This is a genomic window from Rhodococcus daqingensis (assembly GCF_042665615.1).
Taxonomy (GTDB): Bacteria; Actinomycetota; Actinomycetes; order Mycobacteriales; family Mycobacteriaceae; genus Rhodococcus_G; species Rhodococcus_G daqingensis.
Map to the genome: position 1 here is coordinate 58528 of NZ_JBHTCS010000029.1, position 26894 is coordinate 85421.

At 70.2% G+C, this 26894-nt stretch carries 1 protein-coding gene; it reads left to right on the forward strand.

Annotated features, from left to right (window positions below; translation table 11 throughout):
• Positions 1-26805 (forward strand): non-ribosomal peptide synthase/polyketide synthase, encoded by a 26805-nt coding sequence (locus tag ACFQS9_RS24260; RefSeq protein WP_378409114.1) that lies wholly within the window; start codon positions 1-3, stop codon positions 26803-26805.
• Positions 26806-26894 lie beyond the last annotated feature (89 nt).

A 26894-nucleotide genomic window follows, 5' to 3' on the forward strand; every position in this document is an offset into this window, starting at 1 on the left:
GTGGCTACCAACATTCCAGCCGGAGCCTTCCCTCTCTCGGCGGCGCAACGCGCAATGTGGTTCGCCCAGCAACTCACCCCTACAGTCCCCATCACCGTCGCCCAGTACATCGAGCTGCACGGGGACATCGATTTCGAGGTACTGCACCAAGCCGCCAAGACCGCGGCGCACGAGTTCCAGTCGCCGTACCTCCGGGTGATCGAGGTCGACGGCGAACCCTTCCAGCTCGTCGACGAATCCATCGGTCTGCCCCTCGGATTCGTGGACTTCCGAGACGAAGACGATCCGATCGCGTCGGCTCACGCATGGATGCATCGGGACTACGCGACCCCGGTGAACCTTGCGACCGATCGGCTGTTCGACATCACCATCCTCCAGGTGGGCGAACGGGACTACCTGTGGTACAGCAGGATTCACCATGTCGCCCTGGACGGGTACGGCGGGGCGACGCTGATGAACCGGATCGCCGCGCTGTATACCGCCGCCGTGGAGGGACGCGAACCCGAACCGGCCAAGTCCGCGCCGTTGACCGATCTGTACGAGCTCGACGTGAAGTACCGCGCGTCGAGCAGGTTCGAGTCGGATTGCGCGTACTGGGCGGACCGAATCGGCGGGATCGAGGAGGGCTCGAGCCTGGCGGCGGGTTCTGCGCCTGCCTCCGCGCGCAGCAGGCTCGTGAGCGCGGCACTGTCCGGTGACGCCGTTGGGCTGCTCGAGGACTCCGACCTGCGGCGTGGTGCGACACAGGCGGCCGTGGTCATCGCGGGGTTCGCCTGCTACCTCTCCCAGATGACCGGCTCCGAGGACGTCCTGGTCAACATCCCCGTGTCGGCGCGCACCACCTCAGTGCTGCACCGATCGGGTGGAATGTTGGTCAATGTTGCTCCGCTGCGGCTGAGCGTGCGGCCCGGCGACACGGTCGCCGAGTTGGTCCAACGCGTCAATCTCGAGTTGATGGGTGCGTTGCGGCACCAGCGTTGCAGTCTGGAGGACATCCGCCGTGACGCCGGACGCAGCGGCGAACGGTCACTCCGTGCCCCGATGGTCAATGTGATGCTGTTCCGCCACCAGGTCACCTTCGGTCCCGTCGTCGGCGAGAACCGCATCGTGACCTCGGGCCCGGTCGACGACCTGCTGGTGAACGTCTATCAGAGCGGGAGTCCACCGTCCACCGTCATCGACTTCCGGGGGAATCCGAGCCTGTACGAGGACGACGACCTGCAATCGCACCATCACGCCTTCGTCGAACTGCTGGAGGGGTTCGTCGCCGCCGATCCGGACACCCGGCTGATGGAGATCCACGCGCGGAGCTTCCGGATGGGCGGGCGCAGACACAAGGCGGCGTCGCTGCTGGCGCACTGGTCGCGCGTGCTGTCCGGGATGCCCGACGTGCTGTCGCTGCCCGCGGATCGCCCGCGACCGATCGTGCTGTCGCAGCAACGCGATCGGGTCGAGTTCGACATCGGTGCCGACATCCAGAATCGGTTGATCTCGCTGACCAGGGATCGGAGCACCAGCATGTTCTCCGCGGTGCACGCGGCGTTGGACGTGCTGCTCAGCAGGCTCGGCGACACCGACGACGTCGCGATCGGCACCCCGGTTGCGGTTCGCGTCGCGGCCGGGGACGGGACCGTCGAGTCCTGCGACAACACGGTGGTCCTGCGGACCAGGGTCGACGCTGGCGAGTCGTTCGGGAAGCTCCTGCACGAGGTGTGTCTCGGCGAGCTCGGCGCCTTCAACCATGCCGAGCAATCGTTCGAGCGCCTGGTCGAGACGGTCTGTCCGGTCCGGTCGACCGCGTACTCGCCGCTGGTTCAGGTGCTGGTGGAGGTCCACAACGCGAGGCGCGCGCATCTCGAACTGCCCGGGCTCACCGTGGAATCGGCGCCGGCGGACGGCATCGCCGGCGAGGTGGATCTGTGCCTCACCATCGCCGAGCGGCACGACGCCGACGGCGGCTTGGCGGGCATGTCGGCGGCGTTCAGCTACGCGACCGATCTGTTCGATCGCGAGACCGTCGCGGGCTTCGCGACTCGTTTCGTCCGGATCCTCGATGCCGTGACCTCGGATCCGTCGGTCCCGGTGGGGGATATCGAACTCCTCGATCCGGTCGAACGCGACGCGCTGGCGCCGGTGCTCGGGGGGCCGGAGGCCGCGCCGCGCACGCTGCCGGACCTGTTCGCCGACGCCGCGCGCATCGATCCCGACTCGGTGGCGCTCGTATACCAGGACGTCAGCCTGACCTATCGCGAACTCGACCAACGATCGAATCGGCTGGCGAGACTGCTGATCGATCGGGGGATAGGGCCGGAATCGACAGTGGCCCTGGGGATGGCCCGGTCTGTCGAATCGGTGTTGTCGGTGTGGGGCGTCGCGAAGGCAGGTGCCGCGTTCGTTCCGGTGGACCCGAACTACCCGGCCGAGCGGATCGAGCACATGCTCACCGATTCCGGCGCGGAGCTCGGCCTGACCGTCGAGGAGCGCAGACCGCGGCTTCCCGGCACGCTGCCGTGGCTGGTACTGGGCGATCCGGGCACGGACGCGGAACTCGAGCGCTACTCACCGTCGCCGGTCACCGACGCGGATCGTCGCGCTCCGCTGCTGCTCACGCATCCCGCCTATCTGATCTACACCTCCGGCTCCACCGGGGTACCCAAGGGCGTGGTGCTCAGCCACCGGGGTATCGCGAGCCTCGCGGCCGAGGAGCGAGACCGTTTCACCGTCACCCCCGCCTCGCGCACGCTGCACTTCTCGTCGCCGAGCTTCGACGCGTCGGTGCTCGAGCTGTTGATGGCCTTCGGTGCCGGTGCCACGATGGTGGTCGCCCCGCCGACCGTCTACGGCGGCGTCGAACTGGCCGAACTTCTCGGCCGGCGCCGCGTGACCCACGCGTTCGTCACCCCGGCCGCGCTCGCGTCCGTCGACCCAACCGGTCTCGACGACATCGAGTGCCTCGTCACCGGGGGCGACACCTGTCCGCCGGAACTGGTGCAGCAGTGGGCGCCCGGGCATCGGATGTTCAATGCGTACGGCCCGACGGAGACCACGATCGTCTCGTCCATCAGTTCCCGGATGACCCCGGGTGGGCAGGTCACCATCGGCGGGCCACCACTCGGGTGCGGCGAGGTGGTCCTCGACAGTCGGCTGCACCCGGTGCCCGCCGGGGTGCCCGGCGAGCTCTATGTCACCGGCCCCGGCCTCGCTCGTGGGTACCACCGCCGCCCGGTGCCGACCGCGGATCACTTCGTGGCCAGCCCGTTCGGTGATCCCGGCACCCGGATGTACCGCACCGGGGACCTCGCGCGCTGGATCAAGGCCGAGGACGGCGACGGCTACACCCTCGAGTACCTCGGCCGCAGCGACTTCCAGGTGAAGATCAGGGGGTTCCGGATCGAGCTCGGCGAGATCGACGCCACCCTCACCACGCATCCGGAGGTCAGCTTCGCCGCCACCGTCGGACATCCCGGTCCGTTCGGTGACACCGTGTTGGTCTCGTACGTGCACCCGACCAACGACGCCGCGATCGCCGCCGCAGAGTTGACCGCGCACCTCGCCGCCCGTCTTCCCCGGCACATGGTGCCCTCGAGCATCGTGCTGCTCGACGAGATACCACTGACACCCGCGGGAAAGTTCGATCGAAAGGCCCTTCCCGCACCGGACTTCGTCACCTCGACCGCCGAGTTCACGGCGCCGGAGACGCACAGCGAGGAGGCGGTCGCCGGGGTCTTCGCGACGGTTCTCAGTGTCGAGAGGATCAGCACCAGGGACAGCTTCTTCGACCTCGGTGGCAACTCGCTGATCGCCACCCGGGTGGTCGCGCGCATCAACGCCGTCCTCGACAGTCAGATCGGTGTGCTGGACCTGTTCGAGGCGCCGACGGTCGAGGCGCTCGCGGCCCGCATCGACAGCACCGGCCGCCGGGAGTCGGACCGCCCCGTACTGGCTGCAGGCGAGCGGCCGGAACTCGTACCGGTCTCCCTTGCGCAGCAGCGGATGTGGTTCATCAATCAGTTCGATCCGTCGTCGGCCGCCTACAACATCCCGATCGCCGTGCGCATCGCGGGCGAACTGGAACCCGATGCGCTGGCCCTCGCGCTGACCGACGTCATCGAACGCCACGAGTCGCTGCGAACCGTCTTCCCCGACTCGCCGGATGGTCCGCACCAGATGATCCGGCCCGCCTCGGAGGTGGTGCCCGATCTCACGCCGGTGTCCGTGTCGGAGGGTGGTCTGCGGGAACGGATCACCCAGCTGGCGTCGACCGGCTTCGATGTCACCACCGAGTTCCCGGTGCGAACCGACCTGCTCCGGGTCGGCCCGACCGAACACGTGCTGGTCCTGGTCGTCCACCACATCGCCGCCGACGGATACTCGATGGCGCCGCTTGCGCGGGACGTGATGACCGCCTACAACTCCCGTCGGCTCGGCGTCGCCCCGGAGTGGACACCGCTGGAGGTGCAGTACGCGGACTACTCCCTCTGGCAACGCGAACTCCTCGGTGACGAACACGATCCCGACAGCCTGATCTCCGGCCAGCTCGACTACTGGCGGGCAACGCTGACGGGCGCCCCGGACGTACTCGAACTGCCCGCGGATCGTCCCCGGCCCCCGCAGCAGTCGTTCCGCGGAGCGGTCGAGGAGTTCACCATCTCCGCCGAACTGCACAACAAGCTGATCTCGCGTGCGGGGCAGATGGATTCGAGTCTGTTCATGGTGCTGCACTCGGCGCTGGCGGTGTTGCTCGCCCAGCTGAGCGGCTCGGCGGACATCAGCATCGGAACGCCGATCGCGGGTAGGGGTGAGGCCGCGCTCGACGACCTGGTGGGCATGTTCGTCAACACGCTGGTGCTCCGCACGCCGGTCGATGCGGGCGTGACGTTCTCCGAGCTGCTCAAGCAGACCCGCGCGGTGGACCTGACCGCGTTCGGCCACACCGACGTCCCGTTCGAACGGGTCGTGGAGGTGCTCAACCCGACGAGGTCCACCGCCTACTCCCCACTGTTCCAGGTGATGCTGGTGCTCCAGAACATCGGCCACACCCGGCTCGAGCTACCCGACCTGATCGTCGACGTGGAGGCGCTGGACAACGGGACCGCCAAGTTCGACCTGCAGCTCACGCTGACCGAGACCTACGACGACCGGGGAGCACCCGGCCGGATCGAGGCGGCGTTCTCCTATGCGACCGACCTGTTCGACGAGCCGAGCGTCCGCCGGTTCGCACAGCGATTCGTCCGGGTGCTCGAATCGGTCACCGAGAACATGGCGGTGACGATCGGCGACATCGACCTGCTCGACCGGAGTGAGCGCGGGCGCGTGCTGGCCGACTGGAACGCCACCGGGCGCGAGTTGCCGGAGACCACCCTCGGTGAGCTGTTCGACGCGCAGGTCGCGCGCACACCCGACACCGTCGCCGTCGTGTTCGGCGAGGACCGGCTGACCTATGCCGAGCTCGACGCCGCGGCCAATCGCCTGGCCCGGCATCTGATCTCGCTGGGGGTCGGCCCGGAATCGACCGTCGGCCTGGCCATGCGACGTTCGCTGGATCTGGTCATCGGCATGTACGCGGTGGTCAAGGCGGGCGGAGCCTACGTCCCGATCGATCCGGACCACCCCGCGGAGCGCATCGCCTACGTGTTGGGAAGTGCGGGGCCGGTGTGCGTGCTCACGACCCACGCGGACCGCGCCCGGCTCCCGGAGTCGGTGGAGACGCTGAAGATCGACCGGGTCGACCTCGGCGACCGAGACCCGTCTCCGGTCACCGAGAGCGAACGACTCGGTCGTGTTCGCCCCGACGACCTCGCGTACGTGATCTACACCTCCGGTTCGACCGGCAGGCCCAAGGGCGTCGCGGTCACCCATGCCGGGATCACCAACCGGTTGTCGTGGATGCAGCACCGGTACCCCCTCACCTCCGAGGACGTGGTGCTGCAGAAGACGCCGGCAACCTTCGACGTCTCGGTGTGGGAGTTCTTCTGGCCGCTGCAGACCGGCGCCCGGCTGGTGGTCGCCGCCCCCGACGGTCATCGCGACCCGGACTACCTGTCCCGGCTGATCGAGTCGGAGGGCGTCACCACCGTGCACTTCGTACCGTCGATGCTGGCGAGCTTCACCGCGGGCGCGCAGCGCGGCCGTTGCCGGTCGCTGCGCCGGGTGTTCTGCAGCGGCGAGGCACTGGCGCCGTCGGCGGCCGAGGCGTTCCGCCAGTTCGACGACGCGGAGTTGCACAACCTATACGGACCGACCGAGGCCTCGGTCGACGTCACGCACTGGGCGTGCAGCGCGGCCGACGAGGTGGTCGTGCCCATCGGCGCACCGGTGTGGAACACCCAGGTGTACGTGCTCGACGGCCGGCTGAACCCGGCCCCCGTCGGGGTGGCAGGCGAGCTGTACCTGGCCGGTGTCCAGCTGGCACGTGGCTATGTCGGTCGCGTCGACCTCACCGCGGACCGCTTCGTGGCCAACCCGTTCGAGGCGGGCGAGCGGATGTACCGCACCGGGGACCTGGTGCGGTGGAACGAAACCGGGAACATCGAGTACCTCGGCCGCACCGATTTCCAGGTCAAGCTCCGCGGACTGCGGATCGAGCTGTCCGAGATCGAGCTGGCACTGCTCGAACACCCGGCGGTGGCTCAGGCCGCGGTGACGATGCACAGCGACGCGCTCACCGGCGATTCGCTGATCGGGTACGTGGTCGCCGAGCGTGGCGTCGAGCTCGACACCGAGCAGGTGATCAAGCAGGCGGCGGTGCGTGTGCCCGGCTACATGGTTCCCGCGCAGCTGATGGTGCTGGAGGAGTTCCCCCTCGGCTCGACCGGCAAGCTCGACCGGTCCGGATTGCCGGAACCGGTGTTCTCGGCCAGGACTTCCGAGTTCGTGGCGCCGCGGAACCCGATCGAGGAGATCATCGCGTCGATCTTCGCGGACCTGCTGGGCCTCGCCCGGATCGGCGTGTACGACAACTTCTTCGACCTGGGCGGGAACTCGCTGGTGGCGACCCGGCTGGTGGCGCGGGTCAACGCGGCCGTCAACACCCGGATCGGCGTCCGGGAGCTCTTCGACAGCCCGACGGTGGCGGCACTCGCCGTGCGGGCGGAGACGCAGAGCGCACGGGCGTTGCCGCGGCCGCCGCTGCGGGCATCCGATCGGCCGGCGCACGTGCCGGTCTCGCTGGCACAGCGACGGATGTGGTTCATGAACCAGTTCGACACCTCGTCCGCCGCGTACAACGTGGCGTTGCCCGTCCGGCTCTCCGGCGTTCTCGATGTCGACGCCATGCGCAGGGCGCTGCTCGATGTCGTCGACCGGCACGAGGCGCTACGCACGCTGTTCCCGCTGGTCGGCGGGGAGCCGATGCAGGTGGTTGTCGACGCCGCGGACGTGGTGGGGGAGTTGTCCCCGATCGTCGTGCCACCGGCTGCGGTCACCGAGGAGCTCACCCGGTTCGTCTCCGCCGGCTTCGACGTCACCGTGCGGGTCCCGCTGCGGGCGGCGCTGTTCGAACTGGGCGAGTCTGAGCACGTGCTCGTCGTCGTCGTGCACCACATCTCGGCCGACGGCTTCTCGCTGGCCCCGCTCGCCCGGGATGTCATGGCGGCCTACAGCTCCCGGACCGCGGGCGAGACACCCCAATGGGTGCCACTGCCCGTGCAGTACGCCGACTACGCGCTCTGGCAGCGCGAGATGCTCGGCTCCGAGGAGGACCCCGAGTCGCTGATCTGGCGGCAACTGGAGTACTGGACCCGAACGCTGTCCGGCCTACCGGAGGTCCTGGCGCTCCCCGCCGACCGGCCACGGCCCGCGGAGCGCACGTTGCGCGGCGAGCGGGTGGAGTTCTCGATCGACGCGGACACGCATCGCAGGCTCGTCGCGACCGCGCGCGAGCGCAGTTCGAGCGTGTTCATGGCGATGCACGCCGCTCTGGCGGTCCTGCTGAGCCGGCTCGCCGACACCGATGAAGTCGCGGTCGGGACGCCCATCGCCGGGCGCGGCGAGGCCGCCCTCGACGACCTCGTCGGCATGTTCGTCAACACCCTCGTGCTGCGGACCCGCGTCGAGCGCTCGGCCTCCTTCGGCGAGCTGCTCGAGGCCGTGCGGGAGACGGACCTCGGCGCCTTCGGCCACGCCGACCTCCCGTTCGAGCGTCTGGTGGACGTGCTCGCCCCAGACCGTTCGACCGCGCACACCCCGCTGTTCCAGGTGATGCTGGAGTTCAAGAACACCGAACGGGCGCGGCTGGAGCTGCCGGGGCTCGCGATCGAGACCGTGGAACTCGATTCCGTCACAGCGAATTTCGACCTGCAGCTCACCCTCGACGAGCGCTACGGCGCAGACGGCTCCCCGGCGGGGGTGGCGGCCGCGTTCACCTTCGCCACCGACCTCTTCGACGAGTCGACCGTCGAACGCCTGGCGGCACGGTTCGTCCGGGTGCTCGAGGCCGCGACCGGCGATCCGTCGATCGCGGTCGGGGACATCGAGCTGCTCGACGCCGACGAGCGCCGGTCGCTGACGCCCGTCATCGGACCCCCGGAGGTGCCGCCGCGCACCCTGCCACGGTTGCTCTCGGACGCGGCAGCGATCGATCCCGACGCCGCCGCGGTGATCTGCGAGACCGCCTGCCTGACCTACCGCGAGCTTGATGAACGCTCGAACAGGTTGGCGCGGCTGCTCATCGGCCGGGGCATCGGACCGGAATCGATCGTGGCCCTCGGGATGGCGCGGTCGAACGAGTCGGTGCTGGCGGTGTGGGCTGTGGCCAAGTCGGGAGCCGCCTATGTGCCGGTGGACCCGAGCTATCCGGCCGAGCGTATCGAGCACATGCTCAGCGATTCCGGGGCCGTGCTGGGACTCACGGTCGCACGGTCGCGCACGCACCTGCCGGACACGACGCAGTGGCTGGTCCTCGACGACCCGGCATTCGGCGCCGAGGTCGACGGGCGGTCCGGTGCGGTGGTCACCGACACGGACCGGCGCGAGCCCCTGCAACTCGCGCACCCGGCCTACCTGATCTACACCTCCGGCTCGACCGGCGTTCCGAAGGGCGTGGTGCTCACCCACCGCGGCCTCGCGAACTTCGCCGCCGACGAGCGCACCCGGTTCGACGTCGGCCCGGCCGCCCGGACCCTGCACTTCTCCTCGCCGAGCTTCGACGCGTCAGTGCTCGAGTTGCTGCTGGCCTTCGGTGCGGGTGCCACGATGGTGATCGCGCCACCGACCATCTACGGCGGCGCGGAACTGGCCGACCTGCTCGCCCGCGAGCGGGTCACCCATGCCTTCGTCACCCCCGCCGCGCTGGCGTCCGTCGACCCGGCCGGGCTCGAGGCCCTCGAATGCGTGGTGACCGGCGGAGAAGCCTGCCCGCCGGAACTGGTGCGCCAGTGGGCCACGACCTCCACGATGTTCAACGCCTACGGGCCGACCGAGGCCACCGTCGTCGCCAGCGTCAGTGATCCGATGGTCCCCGGCGAACCGGTCGCGATCGGACGGCCCCCGGTCGGATGCGGCGTGCTGGTCCTCGACGAGCGCCTGCACCCGGTGCCGGCCGGCGTCACGGGTGAGCTCTATGTCACCGGATCGGGGCTGGCACGTGGCTACCACCGCAGGCAGGGGGTGACCGCGGGCCGGTTCCTGGCGAATCCCTTCGGCGAACCCGGATCCCGGATGTACCGCACTGGCGACCTGGTGCGCTGGCGTCCCGACGGCCAACTTGCCTACCTGGGCCGCAGCGACTTCCAGGTCAAGGTCCGCGGATTCCGAATCGAACTCGGTGAGGTCGAGTCGGCGCTGCGGGGCTGTGTCGGCGTCGCGGATGCGGTGGCCGCCGTCCGGGAGGACGGTCGCGGGGCGGGGCGACTGGTCGGCTATGTGGTGCCCGAGAAGGGGGCGGAGCTCGGCGCGGCGGGCGTCCTGGAATCGGTCGGGGAGGTGCTGGCGCCGCACATGGTGCCCGCCGCGCTGGTGGTTCTCGACGAGCTGCCGCTGACTCCCGCGGGCAAGATCGACAGGAAGGCGTTGCCCGCGCCCGACTTCGGGGCACGGACGACCGAGAGCCGGGCACCGGTCACCGAGACCGAGCGCCTGCTGGCCGGGCTCTTCGCCGAGGTTCTCGGGGTGGAGTCGGTGGGTGTCGGCGACTCGTTCTTCGCGCTCGGTGGCGACAGCATCATGTCGATCCAGCTGGTGTCGCGGGCGAAGACCGCGGGCGTGTTCCTGTCGCCGCGGGATGTCTTCGAGCACAAGACCGTCGGCGCGCTCGCCGAGGTGGCCGTCGTCGGGGAGGCGGCCGAGGTGCCCACCCTCGACGAGCTGCCCGGCGGCGGGGTGGGCGAGGTCCCGTTGACACCGATCGTGCGCTGGCTGCTCGAGCGCGGTGGCGACTTCGACAGGTACTCCCAGTCGGTGCTGCTCTCCCTGCCGCCGGGCATGGACCGCGAGGCACTCGAACGCGCGCTGCAGGCGGTGCTGGACCGCCACGACATGCTCCGATCCCGACTGCACGGCGAGGCGGGACGCTGGGGACTCGAGGTGGGTCCGACGGGAACGGTGCGGGCGGAGCGGGTGCTCACGCGGATCCCGGTCGACGCGGTCACCGGTCCCGAATTCGCCGACGCGGTGGCCGCCGCGCTGGAAGACGCGCAGTGCCGGCTCGACCCGGCGTCCGGGAACATGGTGCAGGCGGTGTGGTTCGAGACCGCCGCCGGCGTCGGACGGCTGCTCGTGGTCGCGCATCATCTGGTGGTCGACGGGGTGTCCTGGCGGGTGCTGATTCCCGACCTCGCGACCGCCTGGGCGCAGCTGGAGGCCGGTCGGACGCCGGAGCTCGCGGCCGTCGGCACCTCGATGCGCCGCTGGGCGCACGCGCTGGCCGACGCCGCACACGACCGGTCCGACGAGATGGCCCTGTGGCGCCGGATGCTGGCGGACCCGGATCCGCTGATGGGCTCGCGACCCCTCGATCCGGCCGTCGACGTCAACGCCACGGTGGCCAAGGTGCAGATCGACCTGCCACCCGCGGTGACCGAGTCGGTCCTCACCACGCTGCCCTCGGCGTTCCACGGCAGCGTCAACGACGGGCTGCTCACGGCGCTGGCGCTGGCGCTGACCCGGTGGCGGGAGAACAGGGGGGTGCGGGCGAGCCGCGGCGCGCTCGTCAACCTCGAGGGCCACGGCCGTGAGGCCCAGGTCGTCCCGGGTGCCGATCTGACCCGCACCGTCGGCTGGTTCACCGCGGTGTTCCCGGTGCGTCTCGACCTGTCCGGCATCGACCTCGACGATGCCTTCGCGGGTGGTCCGGCGGCCGGTGCGGCGATCAAATCGGTGAAGGAGCAATTGCTCTCGATCCCGGATCACGGCATCGGGTACGGGATGCTGCGCCACCTCGATCAGGATGCCGCCTCGGTGCTCGGTGAGCTCGCGAGACCGGAGATCAGTTTCAACTATCTCGGCCGCGTCACGACGGCGGCCTCCGATCACGGTGACACCGGCTGGCTTCCGGTCGAGGACGCCGGGGACCTCGCGGGCATCGTGGATCCCCGGCTGCCCGCCGCGGCCGTCGTCGACGTCAACGCGGTCACCGCGACGACGCCTGCCGGGCCCCAGCTGAGGGCCAGCTGGGCGTTCCCCACCGGAGTCCTCGCCGAGCGTGAGGTCGAGGAGCTCGCCGGGCTGTGGGCGGCGGCGCTGACCGCGCTCGCCGAGCACGCCGAGGCCCCGGGCGCGGGTGGTCTGACGCCGTCGGATCTCGGGCTGGTGTCGCTGGACCAGGCGGCGATCGACCGGCTCGAGAGCCGGTACCCGAATCTGGCGGACGTGTGGTCGATGGCCCCGCTGCAGCAGGGCCTGCTGTTCCACGCGCTGCTGTCGGACAGGTCCGTGGACACCTACCTCGTGCAGCTCGGGCTGGAGCTCGACGGCGTCGTCGACGCGCAGCGGATGCGGCGTGCGGCACAAACCCTGCTCGACCGCCATCCCAACCTTCGCGCCGCCTTCCACCAGGACGGCGACGCCCAACCGGTGCAGGTGATCACCGATCGGGTCGAGGTGCCGTGGGTCGAGTGGGACCTGTCCGAGGCAGACCCGGCCCTGCTGGAGGCCGAGCTCGCGACGATCCTCTCGGCGGACCGCGTCACCCGCTTCGACATGGCGACGCCGCCGCTCATGCGGTTCATGCTGATCAAGACGGGTCTGAACCGCTACCGGTTCGTCATGACCAACCACCACATCCTGCTCGACGGCTGGTCCACACCGCTGCTGCTCAGGGAGCTGCTCGTCTCCTACGCCACCGACGGCGACGGCGGCGTCCTGCCGCGGGTGGCGCCCTACCAGAACTACCTGGAGTGGTTGGCGCGCAGGGACACCGCGGACCGGGCCGACGCGTGGGTGCGGGCGTTCGCCGACGTCGACGAGCCGACGCTGCTCGTTCCCGCCGAGCCGGGACGCGAGGTGAGCACCATCCCGGGTGAGGTGCTGGCGTCGTTGACCTCGGACCAGACCGACGCCCTGCGGGAGGTGGCCCGCGCGCGGGGGGTCACGCTGAACACGATGGTGCAGACGGCCTGGGGTGTGGTGCTCGGGATGCTGACCGGGCGGGACGACGTGGTGTTCGGGGCCACCGTATCCGGCAGGCCCCCGCAGATCGCGGGCGTCGAGTCGATGATCGGATTGTTCATCAACACGCTTCCGGTCCGGATCACGCTGGACCCAGGCGAGACGCTCGGCGAGCTGTTGACCCGGATCCAGACCGAGCAGGCCGCGCTCCTCGACCACCACCACGTCGGTCTGCCCGAGATCGCCCAGGCGGTCGGACCCGGGCTCGGTTTCGACACGCTCACCGTGTTCGAGTCCTATCCCGTCGACCGCGCCGGGCTCTCTCAGGTCACCGACATCGCCGGGATGCGGATCGCGGGTGTGCTCGAGGGTGGCGACGCGACGCACTATCCGTTGACGGTCATCGCCTCCGCCGACGCGGAACTGCGTTTGCGGCTCACCTATTTGCCGGATCTGCTGGATCGGGCCGGGGTGGAATCCATCGCCGAGCGGGTGATCCGCGTCCTGGCCGCGGTCGCAGCCGATCCCGACGCGGTGCTGGCCGGCCTGGACCTGCTCAGCGCCGCCGAACGAGATCGGCTCGCGCCCGTGCGCGGACCCAGTGGAGTCTCGATTCGGCTGCTGCCGCAGTTGTTCTCCGACACGGCGGCCCGCCGAGCCGACGCGATCGCCGCGACCTGTGCTGGCCGCTCGGTGACCTACCGTGAACTCGACGAACGCTCCAACCGGGTGGCCCGAGTGCTCATCGAGCGCGGAGCCGATGCGGAGAGCTTTGTGGCGGTCGCGATGTCCCGGTCGCTCGAATCGGTCATCGCGGTGTGGGCGGTCGCCAAGAGCGGCGCGGCGTTCGTTCCGGTGGATCCGAACTACCCTGACGAACGCATCGTCCACATGCTCACCGACGCAGGCGTCTCCGAGGGCCTGACCGTTGGGTCCCAACGTGATTCGCTGCCGCCGCTGGTCGATTGGATGGCGATCGACGATCCGGAGTTCGACCGGGACTGCGCGCGGATGTCGGCGGCCCCGGTCACCGACGCCGACCGCCGCACCACCCTGCGCTTCGAGCACCCGGCCTACCTGATCTACACCTCCGGGTCGACGGGCATGCCGAAGGGCGTGGTGGTCACGCACCGCGGGCTGGACAACTTCGCCGCCGAGGAGCGGGCCCGCTGCGGGACCGATTCGACGTCCCGGGTGCTGCACTTCTCCTCGCCCAGCTTCGACGCCTCGGTCCTCGAGTACCTGCTCGCGTTCGGCGCGGGCGCGACGATGGTCATCGCGCCGCCCACCGTGTACGGCGGCGCCGAACTCGCCGACCTGCTGCGCACCGATCGCGTCACGCATGGCTTCCTCACCCCATCCGCCCTCGCCTCGATCGACCCCGACGGTCTGGACGAGTTCGCTTCTGTCGTCGTCGGTGGCGAGGCCGTCCCCCGCGAGCTGGTGGGCGAGTGGGCGGCACCCATACGGCGGCTGTACAACGCGTACGGACCCACCGAGGCCACCGTCGCGACGAACATGAGCGACCCGATGGCGGTGGGGGAGCCCGTCACCATCGGCGGTCCGATCCGGGGCGTCGCCGAGGTCGTCCTCGACTCGCGTCTGCAGCCCGTGCCGGTGGGGGTGCCGGGCGAGTTGTACGTCACCGGCGTCGGTCTGGCCAGGGGTTACCACCGCCGCGGGTCCCTGACCGCCGCGCGGTTCGTCGCGGATCCGCACGGGGAGACCGGTTCACGGATGTACCGGACCGGCGACCTCGCGCGGTGGACCGAGGACGGGCGGCTCGAGTACCTGGGGCGTGGCGACTCGCAGGTGAAGATCCGCGGGTTCCGGATCGAACTCGGCGAGATCGATGCCGTGCTCACCGGTCACCCGCTGGTCGACTTCGCGACCACGGTCGGACACACCGGACCGTCGGGCGAGACCAGACTGGTCGCCTACGTGATGCCGGCGCCGGATGTGATGGCCCGGAACGGGTCCGCCGCCGACCTCGTCGCCCGGCTGACCGCGCACGCCGCCACCCGGCTGCCCGGACACATGGTGCCGTCCTCGATCGTGATGATCGAGGAGATCCCCCTGACCCCGGTCGGCAAACTCGATCGAAAGGCATTGCCCGCGCCGGAGTACGTGCTGTCCACCGCGGAGTTCCGCGCACCGGGAACCCCCGCGGAAGAGGCCATCGCGGACGTCTTCGCCGCCGTCCTGGGCGCCGAGCGGATCGGTGTCGACGACGACTTCTTCGACCTCGGCGGCAACTCGCTGACCGCCACCCGCGTCATCGCCCGGATCAATGCCACCCTCGGGTCCGAGATCGGCGTGCGCGCGCTGTTCGAGGCGCCGACCGTGCACCGCCTGGCGACCCTCGTCGAGCACCACACGGAGGGCCCGAGGGGCCGCCCCGGCCTGCGGCCCGTTCCTCGGCCGGACCGCATCCCGCTCTCGCTGGCGCAACAGCGGATGTGGTTCATCAACCAGTTCGACACCGCCTCGTCCGCGTACAACATCCCACTCGCGATCCGGCTCACCGGGCGGCTGGACCTCACCGCTCTGCGCTCCGCGGTCCGCGACGTGCTGACCAGGCACGAGTCTCTGCGCACCGAGTTCCCGACGTTCGACGGTCAGCCGGTCCAGCGGATCGTCGACGCGGCACAGGCGGGGCCGGATCTGGTTCCGGTGGAGGTCACCGAGCCCGAACTGGCGCAGCGGATCGCCTCGTTCGTCTCCGCCGGTTTCGACGTCACTCGCGAGGTCCCCTTGCGCACAGGGCTCTTCGCGCTCTCGGAGACCGAGCACGTCCTCACGGTCGTCGTGCACCACATCGCCGCGGACGGTTTCTCGATGGCGCCGCTGGCGCGTGACGTCATGACCGCATACGGTTCCCGCGTCGCGGGGCGCGAACCCGAATGGGCGCCGCTCGCGGTGCAGTACGCCGATTTCACGCTCTGGCAGCACGAGCTGCTCGGCTCGGAGGACGATCCCGCCTCGGTGATCTCTCAGCAGCTGGGGTACTGGACGGCGAACCTCGCCGGGCTGCCCGATCTGCTGCAACTCCCCGCCGACCGGCCTCGTCCGCTCGCACGCTCGTTCCGCGGAGAGATGGTCGACTTCGACATCGGACCGCGAATCCACGGGGAAATGGCAAGGATTGCCCGGCAGAACAACTCGACCCTGTTCATGGTGGCGCACGCGGCCCTCGCGGTCCTGCTCGGCAGACTCTCGGGCACGAGCGACATCGCCGTGGGCACCCCGGTGGCCGGGCGCGGCGAGGCGGAGCTCGACGACCTGGTCGGGATGTTCGTCAACACCCTCGTGCTGCGCAGCGACGTCGATGCGTCGGCGACCTTCGCCGATCTGCTGGCGCAGGTGCGGGAGATCGACCTGGCGGCATTCGGGAATACCGACCTGCCCTTCGAGCGTCTGGTCGATGTGCTGGCCCCGGAACGTTCGACCGCGCATTCGCCGTTGTTCCAGGTGCTGATCGAGTACCAGAACAACCTGTCGGCGCACCTCGAGCTCCCCGGACTCACCGTCGACGCGGTCGACCACGACCTGGGGGTGTCGAAGTTCGACCTGCAGCTCACCCTCGGCGAGCATCACGACGAGCGCGGTGAGCCCGCGGGGATGAGCGGCGGGTTCACCTTCGCCACAGACCTTTTCGACCGGGACACCGTGGCGACCTTCGCGGGCAGGTACCTGCGCATCCTCGAGGCGATCACCGCCGACCCACACCGCATCATCGGGGACATCGACATCGTCGACCCCGCCGAGCGCGACCGGGTGCTGGCCGGCGACGAGGGCGCCCCGGTCCCGGCAGCGACGCTGGCCGACCTGTTCGCCGGCGCGGCCGCGGACCACCCCGCCGCCGTCGCGGTCACCTTCGAGAACACCTCCCTGACCTATGCGGAGCTGGACGGACGCGCCAACCGACTCGCGCGCCACCTCATCTCGCTGGGGGTGGGGCCGGAAGACCTGGTCGCCGTGGCGATGCCGCGCTCCGCCGAGCTCGTCGTCGCGCTCCTCGCGGTGATCAAGGCGGGCGGCGGCTACCTGCCCGTGGACGTGACCTATCCCGCGGAACGGCTCGCGTTCATGCTCGAGGACTCGCGGCCGGTCTGCGTGCTGACCACGGTGGCGGACGCGGACTCGATTCCGGCGTCGGCGATCCCGACCGTCCGGCTCGACGCGGCGGATGTCGCCTCCCGGCTCGACGCCCTGCCGGCCACGCCGATCACCGACGCGGACCGGATCGGCGTGCTGGAGCCGGCGGCGCTGGCCTATGTGATCTACACCTCGGGATCGACCGGCAGGCCCAAGGGTGTCGTCGTCTCGCACCGGAACGTGGCGACGCTGATGGCCAACACGGAGGGCAAGTTCGGATTCGACCACACGGACGTGTGGACGATGTTCCATTCCTACGCCTTCGACTTCTCGGTGTGGGAACTGTGGGGGCCGTTGCTCCATGGCGGAACCCTCGTGGTGGTCGACTACTTCACCGCGCGGGCGCCGGAGATGTTCCTGGAACTGCTGCGCCGCGAACGGGTCACCGTGCTGAACCAGACCCCGACGGCCTTCTACCAGCTGGCCGAGGCCGACCGGGTGGCGGCAGAGCGCGGTGACCCGGCCGGGCTCAACCTGCGGTACGTGATCTTCGGCGGCGAGGCACTCGACCTGGGTCAGCTCTCGCGCTGGTACGGCAGGCATGGCGACACCGCGCCCACGCTGGTCAACATGTACGGGATCACCGAGACCACCGTCCACGTCAGCCACATCCCGCTGGACAGCGAGTTCGCGGCCGCCGCGTCCGCCTCCGTCATCGGCCGGGGCCTGCCCGGTCTGCGCGTGTACGTCCTCGACGAGCGCCTCCACCCGGTCCCACCCGGCGTCGCGGGCGAGATGTACGTCTCGGGAGCCCAGGCCGCCCGCGGCTATCTCGGCCGGGCCGGTCTCACCTCGGGCCGCTTCGTGTCGGATCCGTTCCGCTCGGACGGCGCCCGGATGTACCGCTCGGGCGATGTGGCCAGGTGGAACACCGACGGTGAGCTGGAGTACCTGGGCCGCAGCGACTTCCAGGTGAAGGTCCGCGGGTTCCGGATCGAACTCGGTGAGATCGAATCGGCACTGCTGCGCTGCCCCGGTGTCGCGCAGACCGTGGTGACGGCCCGCGACGACGGGGGCGGCGGCGTCCGGCTCGTCGGGTACCTCGTGCCGGAGGCGGGCACGGATCTCGATGTCGTCACCGTCTCCGACTTCGCGGCGGACGTCCTGGCCGCGCACATGGTGCCCGCGGCATTGGTCGTCCTCAACGAGTTGCCGCTGACGGCGAACGGCAAGCTCGACCGGAAGGCGCTGCCCGCACCGGACTTCGGTGCGCGGGTGACGGAGAGCAGGGCTCCGGTGGGCGAGGCGGAGCAAGTGCTGGCGGGACTGTTCGCGGAGGCGCTGGGACTCGAGTCGGTCGGAGTCGAGGACTCGTTCTTCGCACTGGGCGGCGACAGCATCATGTCGATCCAGCTGGTGGCGAGGGCGAAATCCGCCGGGGTCGTCATCACGCCCCGAGATGTCTTCGAGCGCAAGACGGTTGCCGCGCTCGCCGAGGTGGCAGGCGTGGCGGAGGCGGCCGTGGTGCTGGAGGAGCTGCCCGACGGCGGTGTCGGCACGGTTCCGCTCACCCCGATCGTGGCGTGGATGCTCGAACGCGGCGGCGAGTTCCACCGCTACGGTCAGGCGGCGGTGCTCGCCCTGCCGCCCGGGGTCGACGAGATCTCGTTGCGGCGCACCGTGCAGGCCGTCGTCGACCACCACGACGCGCTGCGCGCGCGGCTGCGGCAGGACCGCGGCACGTGGTGCCTGGAGGTCCAGCCCATCGGGTCCGAGCACGCCGACGCGATGGTCCGGCGGGTCGCCGTGCCGTCGGTGGTGGGCGACGAGTTCACCGCGATCGCCGCGGCCGAGCTGGACGCGGCGGCCGACCGGCTCGATCCGTCGTCCGGGATCATGCTGCAGGCCGTGTGGTTCGACCCACCCGAGGGGCAGGGCAGGCTGCTCGTGCTCGCGCACCATGTCGCGACCGACGGGGTGTCCTGGCGGATCCTGGTTCCCGACTTGGCCACCGCCTGGGCGCAGGTCAGCTCCGGTGCGGAGCCCGTGCTCGCGCCCGTCGGCACGTCCCTGCGGCGGTGGTCGCACGGACTGTCCGAGGCCGTCGGCCGCGAGGATCGCATCGCCGAGCTGGACCTGTGGCGGGAGATGCTCGCGGCCGAGGACCCGGTGCTCGGCAGCAGGCCGAGGGACCGCGCCCGCGATCTCAACTCGACCGTGCAGAAGGTTCAGGTCACGGTGCCGACCGACGTGACCGAGGCGGTCCTGACCTCGCTGCCGCAGGCGTTCCACGGCAGCGTCAACGACGGCCTGCTCGCCGCGCTGGCGATGGCGATCACCCGGTGGCGGCGCGATCGGGGAGTGTGGGCCGACGGCGCACTGGTCAACCTCGAGGGCCACGGTCGCGAGGAACAGGTTGTTCCCGGCGCCGACCTCGGACGCACGCTCGGTTGGTTCACCACCATCTTCCCGGTGCGCCTGGACCTCTCGGGCGTCGATCTCGACGACGCGTTCGCGGGTGGGCCCGCGGCGGGCGCCGCGGTGAAGGCGGTCAAGGAGCAGCTGCTGGCGATCCCGGATCACGGCATCGGATTCGGCATGCTGCGCTACCTCGACGGTGCCGCGGCGGATGTGCTCCGGGAACTCCCGGTCCCGCAGGTGAGCTTCAACTACCTGGGGCGGTTCGCGACGGCCGCGGCGGACGAGTCGGGCGAGGCGGCGTGGCTGCCCGTCGACATCGCCGGGCTGGGTGATCCGCACAACCCGGGGATGCCGGTCGCGGCGGTGCTGGACATCAACGCGATGACTAGGGCCACCGAGAACGGTGCACAGCTGCGGGCGACGTGGTCGTACCCCGGCGGCGTGCTCACCGCGGCCGAGGTGGAGGAGGTGGCGGAGCTGTGGATCCGCGCGCTGCGGGCCCTCGCGACGCACGCCGCCGGCCCCCGCGCGGGCGGACTGACCCCGTCCGACCTGGACCTGGTGGACCTCGATCAGTCCGCGATCGACCGGCTCGAGCGCCGGTACCCGGAGCTGACCGACGTGTGGTCGATGTCGCCGCTGCAATCGGGAATGCTGTTCCACGCCTTGCTGTCCGACGAGTCGGTGGATTCCTACCTGGTCCAGCTCGGGCTGGAACTGCGTGGGGAGGTCGACCCACAGCGGATGCGCCGGGCCGGGCAGGCGCTGCTCGACCGGCACGCGAACCTCCGGACGGCCTTCGCCATGGACGAGCGGGGCCGGTCGGTGCAGGTCGTCCAGGGCCGGGTGACGTTGCCGTGGACCGAGGTCGACCTCGCGGACCTGGATCCGGTGGTTCGGGAGGCCGAGCTCACCGCGCGGCTCGCCGCGGACCGGGTCACCAGCTTCGACATGGCGACCGCTCCGCTGATCCGATTCATGATGATCAGGACGGGGTCGGAGCACTACCGCCTGGTGATGACCAACCATCACGTTCTGCTCGACGGCTGGTCCACTCCGCTGCTGCTGCGCGAACTGCTCGTCCTCTATGCGACGGACGGCGATCCCGCCGTGCTGCCGCGCGCCCGCTCGTATCGTGACTACCTCGCATGGCTGTCGGAGCGCGACGCCGCCGTGTCGGTCGCGGCGTGGACCACCGCCCTCGCCGGGGTCACCGATCCGACCCTCCTCGTCCCCGCCGATCCGGGGCGGGAGGTGTCGACGGTCTCGGACGAGGTGCTGCTCTCGCTCACCGAGCAGCAGACCGACCGCCTGCGGACCGTGGCCCGCGAGCGGGGATTGACGCTCAACACCGTCGTGCAGGCCGCCTGGGCCATCGTGCTCGGCACGCTGACCGGCCGCGACGACGTCGTGTTCGGCGCGACCGTGTCCGGACGGCCGCCCCAGATCTCCGGCATCGAATCGATGATCGGACTGTTCATCAACACGATCCCGGTCCGGGTCCGGCTGCTGCCAGGGGAGACTCTCGGCGAACTGCTCGACCGGGTCCAGGCCGAACAGGCGGCCGTCCTCGATCACCACTACATGGGCCTGCCCGACATCAAGCGCGCGGTCGGCGACGGGCTCGGTTTCGACACCCTGGCGGTGTTCGAGTCCTACCCGGTGGACCGCTCGGGACTGTCCGAGGAGACGGACATCGCGGGCATGCGGGTGGTCGACGTGTACGGATCCGACTCCGCGCACTACCCGCTGTGCCTGGTCGCCTCGGTGGATTCCCGCATCCACCTCAAGCTCGAGTACCTACCCGACCTGTTCGACCGCGACGGCGTCGAGTCCATCGCCCATCGGGTGGCGCGCGTGCTGGGAACGGCAGAACTCGACATGCCGATCGCCCGGGTGCAGGTGCTCGACGAGCAGGAACGGAGCGAGCTGTCGCCGGTGCGCGGACGGCCGGGCGGGTCGACCCGCGTTCTGCCGCAGATCTTCTCGGATGCCGCGGCGGCGGACCCCGAGGCGGTGGCACTGAGGTTCCAGGGCCGGGACGTCAGCTACCGCGAACTGGACGAACGCTCGAACCGCATCGCCCGGCGGTTGATCGCTCGCGGTGCGGGTCCGGAGACCTTTGTCGCGCTCGGGATTCCGCGGTCGGTCGAATCGGTCCTCGCCGTCTGGGCGGTGGCCAAGACCGGGGCCGCATTCGTCCCGGTGGACCCGAACTATCCCACCGAGCGGATCGAGCACATGCTCACCGATTCGGGCGCCACCCTCGGCCTGACGACGGCCGCCGAACGCGATCGACTCCCGGCCGCGGCGGAGTGGATCGCGCTCGACGATCCCGCTTTCGAGTCCGACTGTGCGGCAACACCCTCCACCGACCTGACCGACGCCGACCGAATCGCGCCGATCGCACTCGAGAACGTCGCGTACGTGGTCTACACGTCGGGCTCGACGGGGGTGCCGAAGGGCGTCGTCGTCACACACCTCGGGCTGGACAACTTCGCGGCGATGCAGACCGAGCGGTTCCGCGCGACCCCCACGTCGCGGACGCTGCACTTCTCGTCGCCGAGCTTCGACGGTTCGCTCTACGAGTACCTGCAGGCATGCGGCGCGGGTGCCACGATGGTGGTGGTCCCCCCGAGCGTGTACGGCGGCAGCGAGCTGACGCGGCTGCTCGCCGCGGAGCGGGTGACCCACGGGTTCATCACCACCGCCGCGTTCTCCACGATGGACCCCGCCGGTCTCGACGACTTCCAGTTCGTGGTGTTCGGCGGCGAGGCCTGCCCGCCGGACCTGGTGGCCAGGTGGGCGCCCGGCCGTCGGCTGTGCAACGCGTACGGTCCGACCGAGACCACCGTGATGTCCAACATCAGCAGGGCGATGACACCCGGCGAGCCGATCACCATCGGCGGGCCGATCCGTGGCGTCTCGGAAATGGTGCTGGATTCGAGGCTGCAACCGGTGCCCGTCGGGGTCGCGGGAGAGCTGTATCTCGCCGGTGCCGGGCTGGCCCGCGGCTACCACCGCCGTCCGGCGCTGACCGCGGGCCGGTTCGTGGCCAACCCGTTCGAACCGGGCGCCCGGATGTACCGGACCGGGGACATCGTCCGCTGGGCGAGGGACACCGACAGCGGCGACCTCGTGATCGAGTACGTGGGGCGCAGCGACTTCCAGGTCAAGGTCCGCGGGTTCCGGGTCGAGTTGGGCGAGATCGACACGGCACTCACCGATCATCCCGACGTCGGCTTCGCCGCGACCATCGGGCACACCGGGCGGTCGGGTGACACCGTGCTGGTGTCGTACGTGAAGCCGGTCGCCGGCCGGACCGTCGCGACGCGCGAGCTCACCGAGCACCTGGCGAGCCGGATGCCGGCGCACATGGTGCCCTCGGCGATCACGGTGCTCGACGAGATCCCGCTGAACCCGGTCGGCAAGCTCGACCGAAAGGCGTTGCCGGAGCCCGAGTTCGTCTTCGCCACCACCGAGTTCCGTGCCCCCACGACGCCGATCGAGGAGACCATCGCCGAGGTCTTCACCGAGGTCATCGGGTGCGATCGCACCGGCCTCGACGACAACTTCTTCGATCTGGGCGGCAACTCGCTCACCGCCACCCGCGTGATGGCCCGGCTGAACGCCGCCCTGTACACCGAGATCGGCGTGCGGGCGCTGTTCGAGGCCCCGACCGTGCGCGAGCTGGCCTACCGCGTCGAGCGGCACGCGGCGGTCGGCACAGCACGGCCGGCCCTCACCGCGGGCCCGCGCCCCGCGACCGTTCCGCTCTCGCTCGCCCAGCAACGGATGTGGTTCATCAACCAGTTCGACCCGTCGTCGCCCGCCTACAACATCCCCCTGGCGGTCCGGCTCACCGGGAACCTCGACCTGCAGGCGTTGCAGACGGCCCTGTCCGACGTGGTGACCCGGCACGAGTCACTGCGCACCACCTTCCCGGAGTCGACCGAGGGTCCTCGGCAGGTGATCCACCCGGCGGCTCGGGTCGTATCCGAGCTGACCCCCATCGATCTCGGTGCCGAGAGCGATCTACCGGTTCGCCTCGGCCGGTTCGCGGCGACCGGATTCGACGTGACCACCGCCGTTCCGCACCGCATCGCCCTGTACCGGCTGGCGCCGGACGAGCACGTCCTCGCGATCGTGGTCCATCACATCTGTGCCGACGGCTTCTCGATGGCCCCGCTGGCACGCGATGTCATGGCGGCCTACAGCAGCCGAGTCGACGGCCGCGCGCCCGATTGGGTGCCGCTGGAGATCCAGTACGCCGACTACGCGCTCTGGCAGCACGAGCTGCTCGGCTCCGCGGACGATCCCGGCAGCCTCGCGTCCCGTCAGCTCGAGTACTGGACCGAGGCGCTCGCGGGCCTGCCCGACGTGCTGCAACTGCCGGCGGATCGGCCGCGGCCCGTCCAGCAGTCGTTCCACGGCGACCGCGTCGACTTCACCGTCCCCGCCGACCTGCACCGCCGGGTGGTGGCGCTGGCGCGGGAGAACAACGCGAGCGTCTTCATGGTCGTGCACAGCGCGCTCGCCCTGCTGCTCAGCCGGCTCGGCGGCACCGAGGACGTGGCGATCGGCACCCCGGTCGCGGGCCGGGGGGAGGCGGCGCTCGACGACCTCGTGGGCATGTTCGTCAACACGTTGGTGCTGCGCAGCCGAGTCGAGGGGGCGGCGTCGTTCACCGACCTGCTTGCCCGCGCCCGTGAGATCGACCTGGCCGCGTTCGGCAATGCCGACGTCCCGTTCGAGCGGGTCGTCGAGGCGCTCAACCCGGTCCGCTCCACCTCCTACTCGCCGATCTTCCAGGTGTCGCTGGAGTTCCAGAACAACCTGCGTCCCCGCCTGGAACTGCCAGGCCTGACCGCGGCGGGCGTGGAGCTCGAGGTGAACGTGGCGAAGGAGGACCTGGAGCTGTTGCTGTCCGAGGAGTTCGGACCGGACGGCACACCCGAGGGGATGACGGCCGGCTTCGATTTCGCGACCGATCTGTTCGACCCGGGCACGGTGCGCGGCTTCGCGGACCGGTTCCTGCGCATCCTCGACGCGGCCACCGCGGACCCGGCCCGACCGGTCGGTGACATCGAGATCCTCGACAGCGGAGAACGTGCCGGGCTCGCCCCCGCGCTCGGCCCGGCGGGAGGTCCGCCGCGGACCTGGCCGGAGCTGCTCGCGGACGCGGCCGCGGCCAGGCCCGACTCGGTGGCGCTGACGTACCTGGGAACCACGGTGACCTATCGCGAACTGGACGAACGCTCGAACCGGTTGGCGCGCGCCCTCATCGATCGGGGCGTCGGACCCGAATCGGTGGTGGCACTGGGCCTGCCGAGATCCATCGAGTCGGTCCTGTCCGTGTGGGCCGTGACCAAGGCGGGCGGCGCCTTCGTGCCGGTGGACCCCAACCATCCCGCGATGCGAATCGGCCACATGCTCACCGATTCCGGGGCGCTGCTGGGGCTGACGGCGAGCGGCAGCCGGGGGAACCTGCCCGACCTGGTGCCGTGGCTCGCCCTCGACGCGGTCGAGGTGACGGCATGGGTTCAGGGCTATTCGTCGGCCCCGATCACCGACATGGACCGGATCTCGCCGCTGCGGCGCGAGCACCCGGCCTACCTGATCTACACCTCGGGCTCGACCGGTGTGCCCAAGGGAGTCGTGGTCACCCACGGCGGCCTGGCCAACCTCGCGCGGCAGGAGCGCGAGCTCTTCGAGGTGACGCACGAGTCGCGGATCTCGCACCTGGCCTCGCCCAGTTTCGACGCCTCGGTGTACGAGCTGCTGATGGCGTTCGGGGCGGCCGCGCGCCTGGTGATCGTGCCGCCCACCGTATTCGGTGGAACCGAGCTCGCCGACCTGCTCCGCGACGAGGCCGTCACGCACGCGTTGGTGACCCCGACGGCGCTCGGATCCATCGACCACCGCGGACTCGGGGGAGTGGAGGTTCTCGTCGTCGCCGGGGAGGCCTGCCCGCCGGAACTCGTCGCGCGCTGGGCGCCCGGACGGCGGATGTACAACGGGTACGGTCCGACCGAGACGACGGTGCAGGCCTGCGTCGGCGGCCCGATGTTGTCCGGGAAGCCGGTGGACATCGGCGGGCCCGCGATCGGTTTCGGTGTGGCGGTGCTCGACAACCGGCTGCAACCGGTACCCAGGGGTGTGCCCGGCGAGCTGTATGTCTTCGGTCCGGCCCTCGCCCGCGGCTATCACGGCAAGGGCGGGTTGACCGCGCAGCGATTCGTGGCGAATCCATACGAACCGAACGGATCCCGGATGTACCGGACCGGGGATCTCGTGCGGTGGCTACCCGACCACACCCTCGACTACCTCGGCCGCAGCGACTTCCAGGTCAAGGTGCGCGGGTTCCGGATCGAACTGGGGGAGATCGACGCCGCCCTGATGGGCCACGCGGGAGTCAGTTTCGCGACCACGATCGGGCACGCGGGGCCCACCGGCGACACCGTTCTCGTGTCGTACGTGCTCCCACACGACGGGGTCACCCTCGAACCAGGTGAGGTCAAGGCGCATGCCGCGGCCTTCCTGCCCGCGTACATGGTGCCCTCGTCCATCCGGGTACTGAGCGAGGTCCCGCTCACGCCGGTCGGCAAACTCGACCGAAATGCCCTGCCCGCACCGGAATTCGGATCACACGCGGAGGGCTTCCGCGCGCCGAGCGGCCCGCTCGAGGAGGCCGTCGTCGGAGCGTTCGAGACGGTGCTCGGTATCGACCGGGTCGGTGTCGACGACAGCTTCTTCGACCTCGGCGGGAACTCGCTGGTCGCCACCCGTGTCATGGCGGACCTCCACGAGCGGCTCGGTCGTCCGATCCCGTTGCAGCTGATGTTCTTCGACCCGACGCCCGCCGGCCTGGCCAGGCGCATCGCGGAGCTGGACGGAGCGGTGACGGGCGTCGGCGGGAGGGGTCTCGACGAGGCGCTCTCGGTGGTGATCTCCCTGCGTGCGACCGGCAGCGAGGCCCCGGTGTTCTGCGTGCATCCCGGGATCGGATTGTCCTGGGGGTACGCGGGACTGGCCGCGCAGCTCCCGGCCGACCGGCCCGTCTACGGACTGCAGCTGCCGACGATCAGCGAAGGGGTCCGTTTCGATTCGGTGGAACAGCTCGCCCACCGCTACGTCGAGGAACTGCGGTCGATCCAGCCCCAGGGCCCCTATCACCTGCTGGGCTGGTCGCTCGGCGGGGCGATCGCGCACGCGATGGCGGTCGAGCTGCGCGGCACCGGGAACGAGGTGGCGACCCTCGCGCTGATGGACAGCTACGCGGTGACCGGGGAGCCGGTCCAGTCGAGGCTGAGCGCCGCGGATCTGCTCGCCGGACTCGGACTCGACGTGCAGGGGGCGGGCGAGGGCGAGGAGGGCCTGACCTACGAGCGCGCCGTCGAGCTGCTGAACGAGTCGCTGGGTCAGGACTCCGGATTGACCGCGGGGCACCTGGAGCGCATCGCCGACGGTTTCGCCGATTCCGCGGAGAACATGTCCCGGTTCAGGCCTGGGCACTTCGACGGTGACCTGCTCTTCTTCAGCGCCCTCCGTTCGGAGAGTGGGCACTCCGCCCAGGAATGGCGACAGGCGGTGGCCGGAGAGGTCCGCGAGATCGAGGTGGACTGCGAACACAATCAGATGATCGAGCCCGCCGCGCTCGCGGTGATCGGTCCGGTGCTCGTGGACCATCTCGACGCGTCGACCGGTGCGGCCGGCCGCGACATCACCGCAGATGGAGAGTAGTTTCCACGATTCTGTCGACGCGCGGCACGGAGATCGGTCGCAACGAAATCTGTTGGAGCCAAAACCTCACAGCGTATCGTAAGGAATGC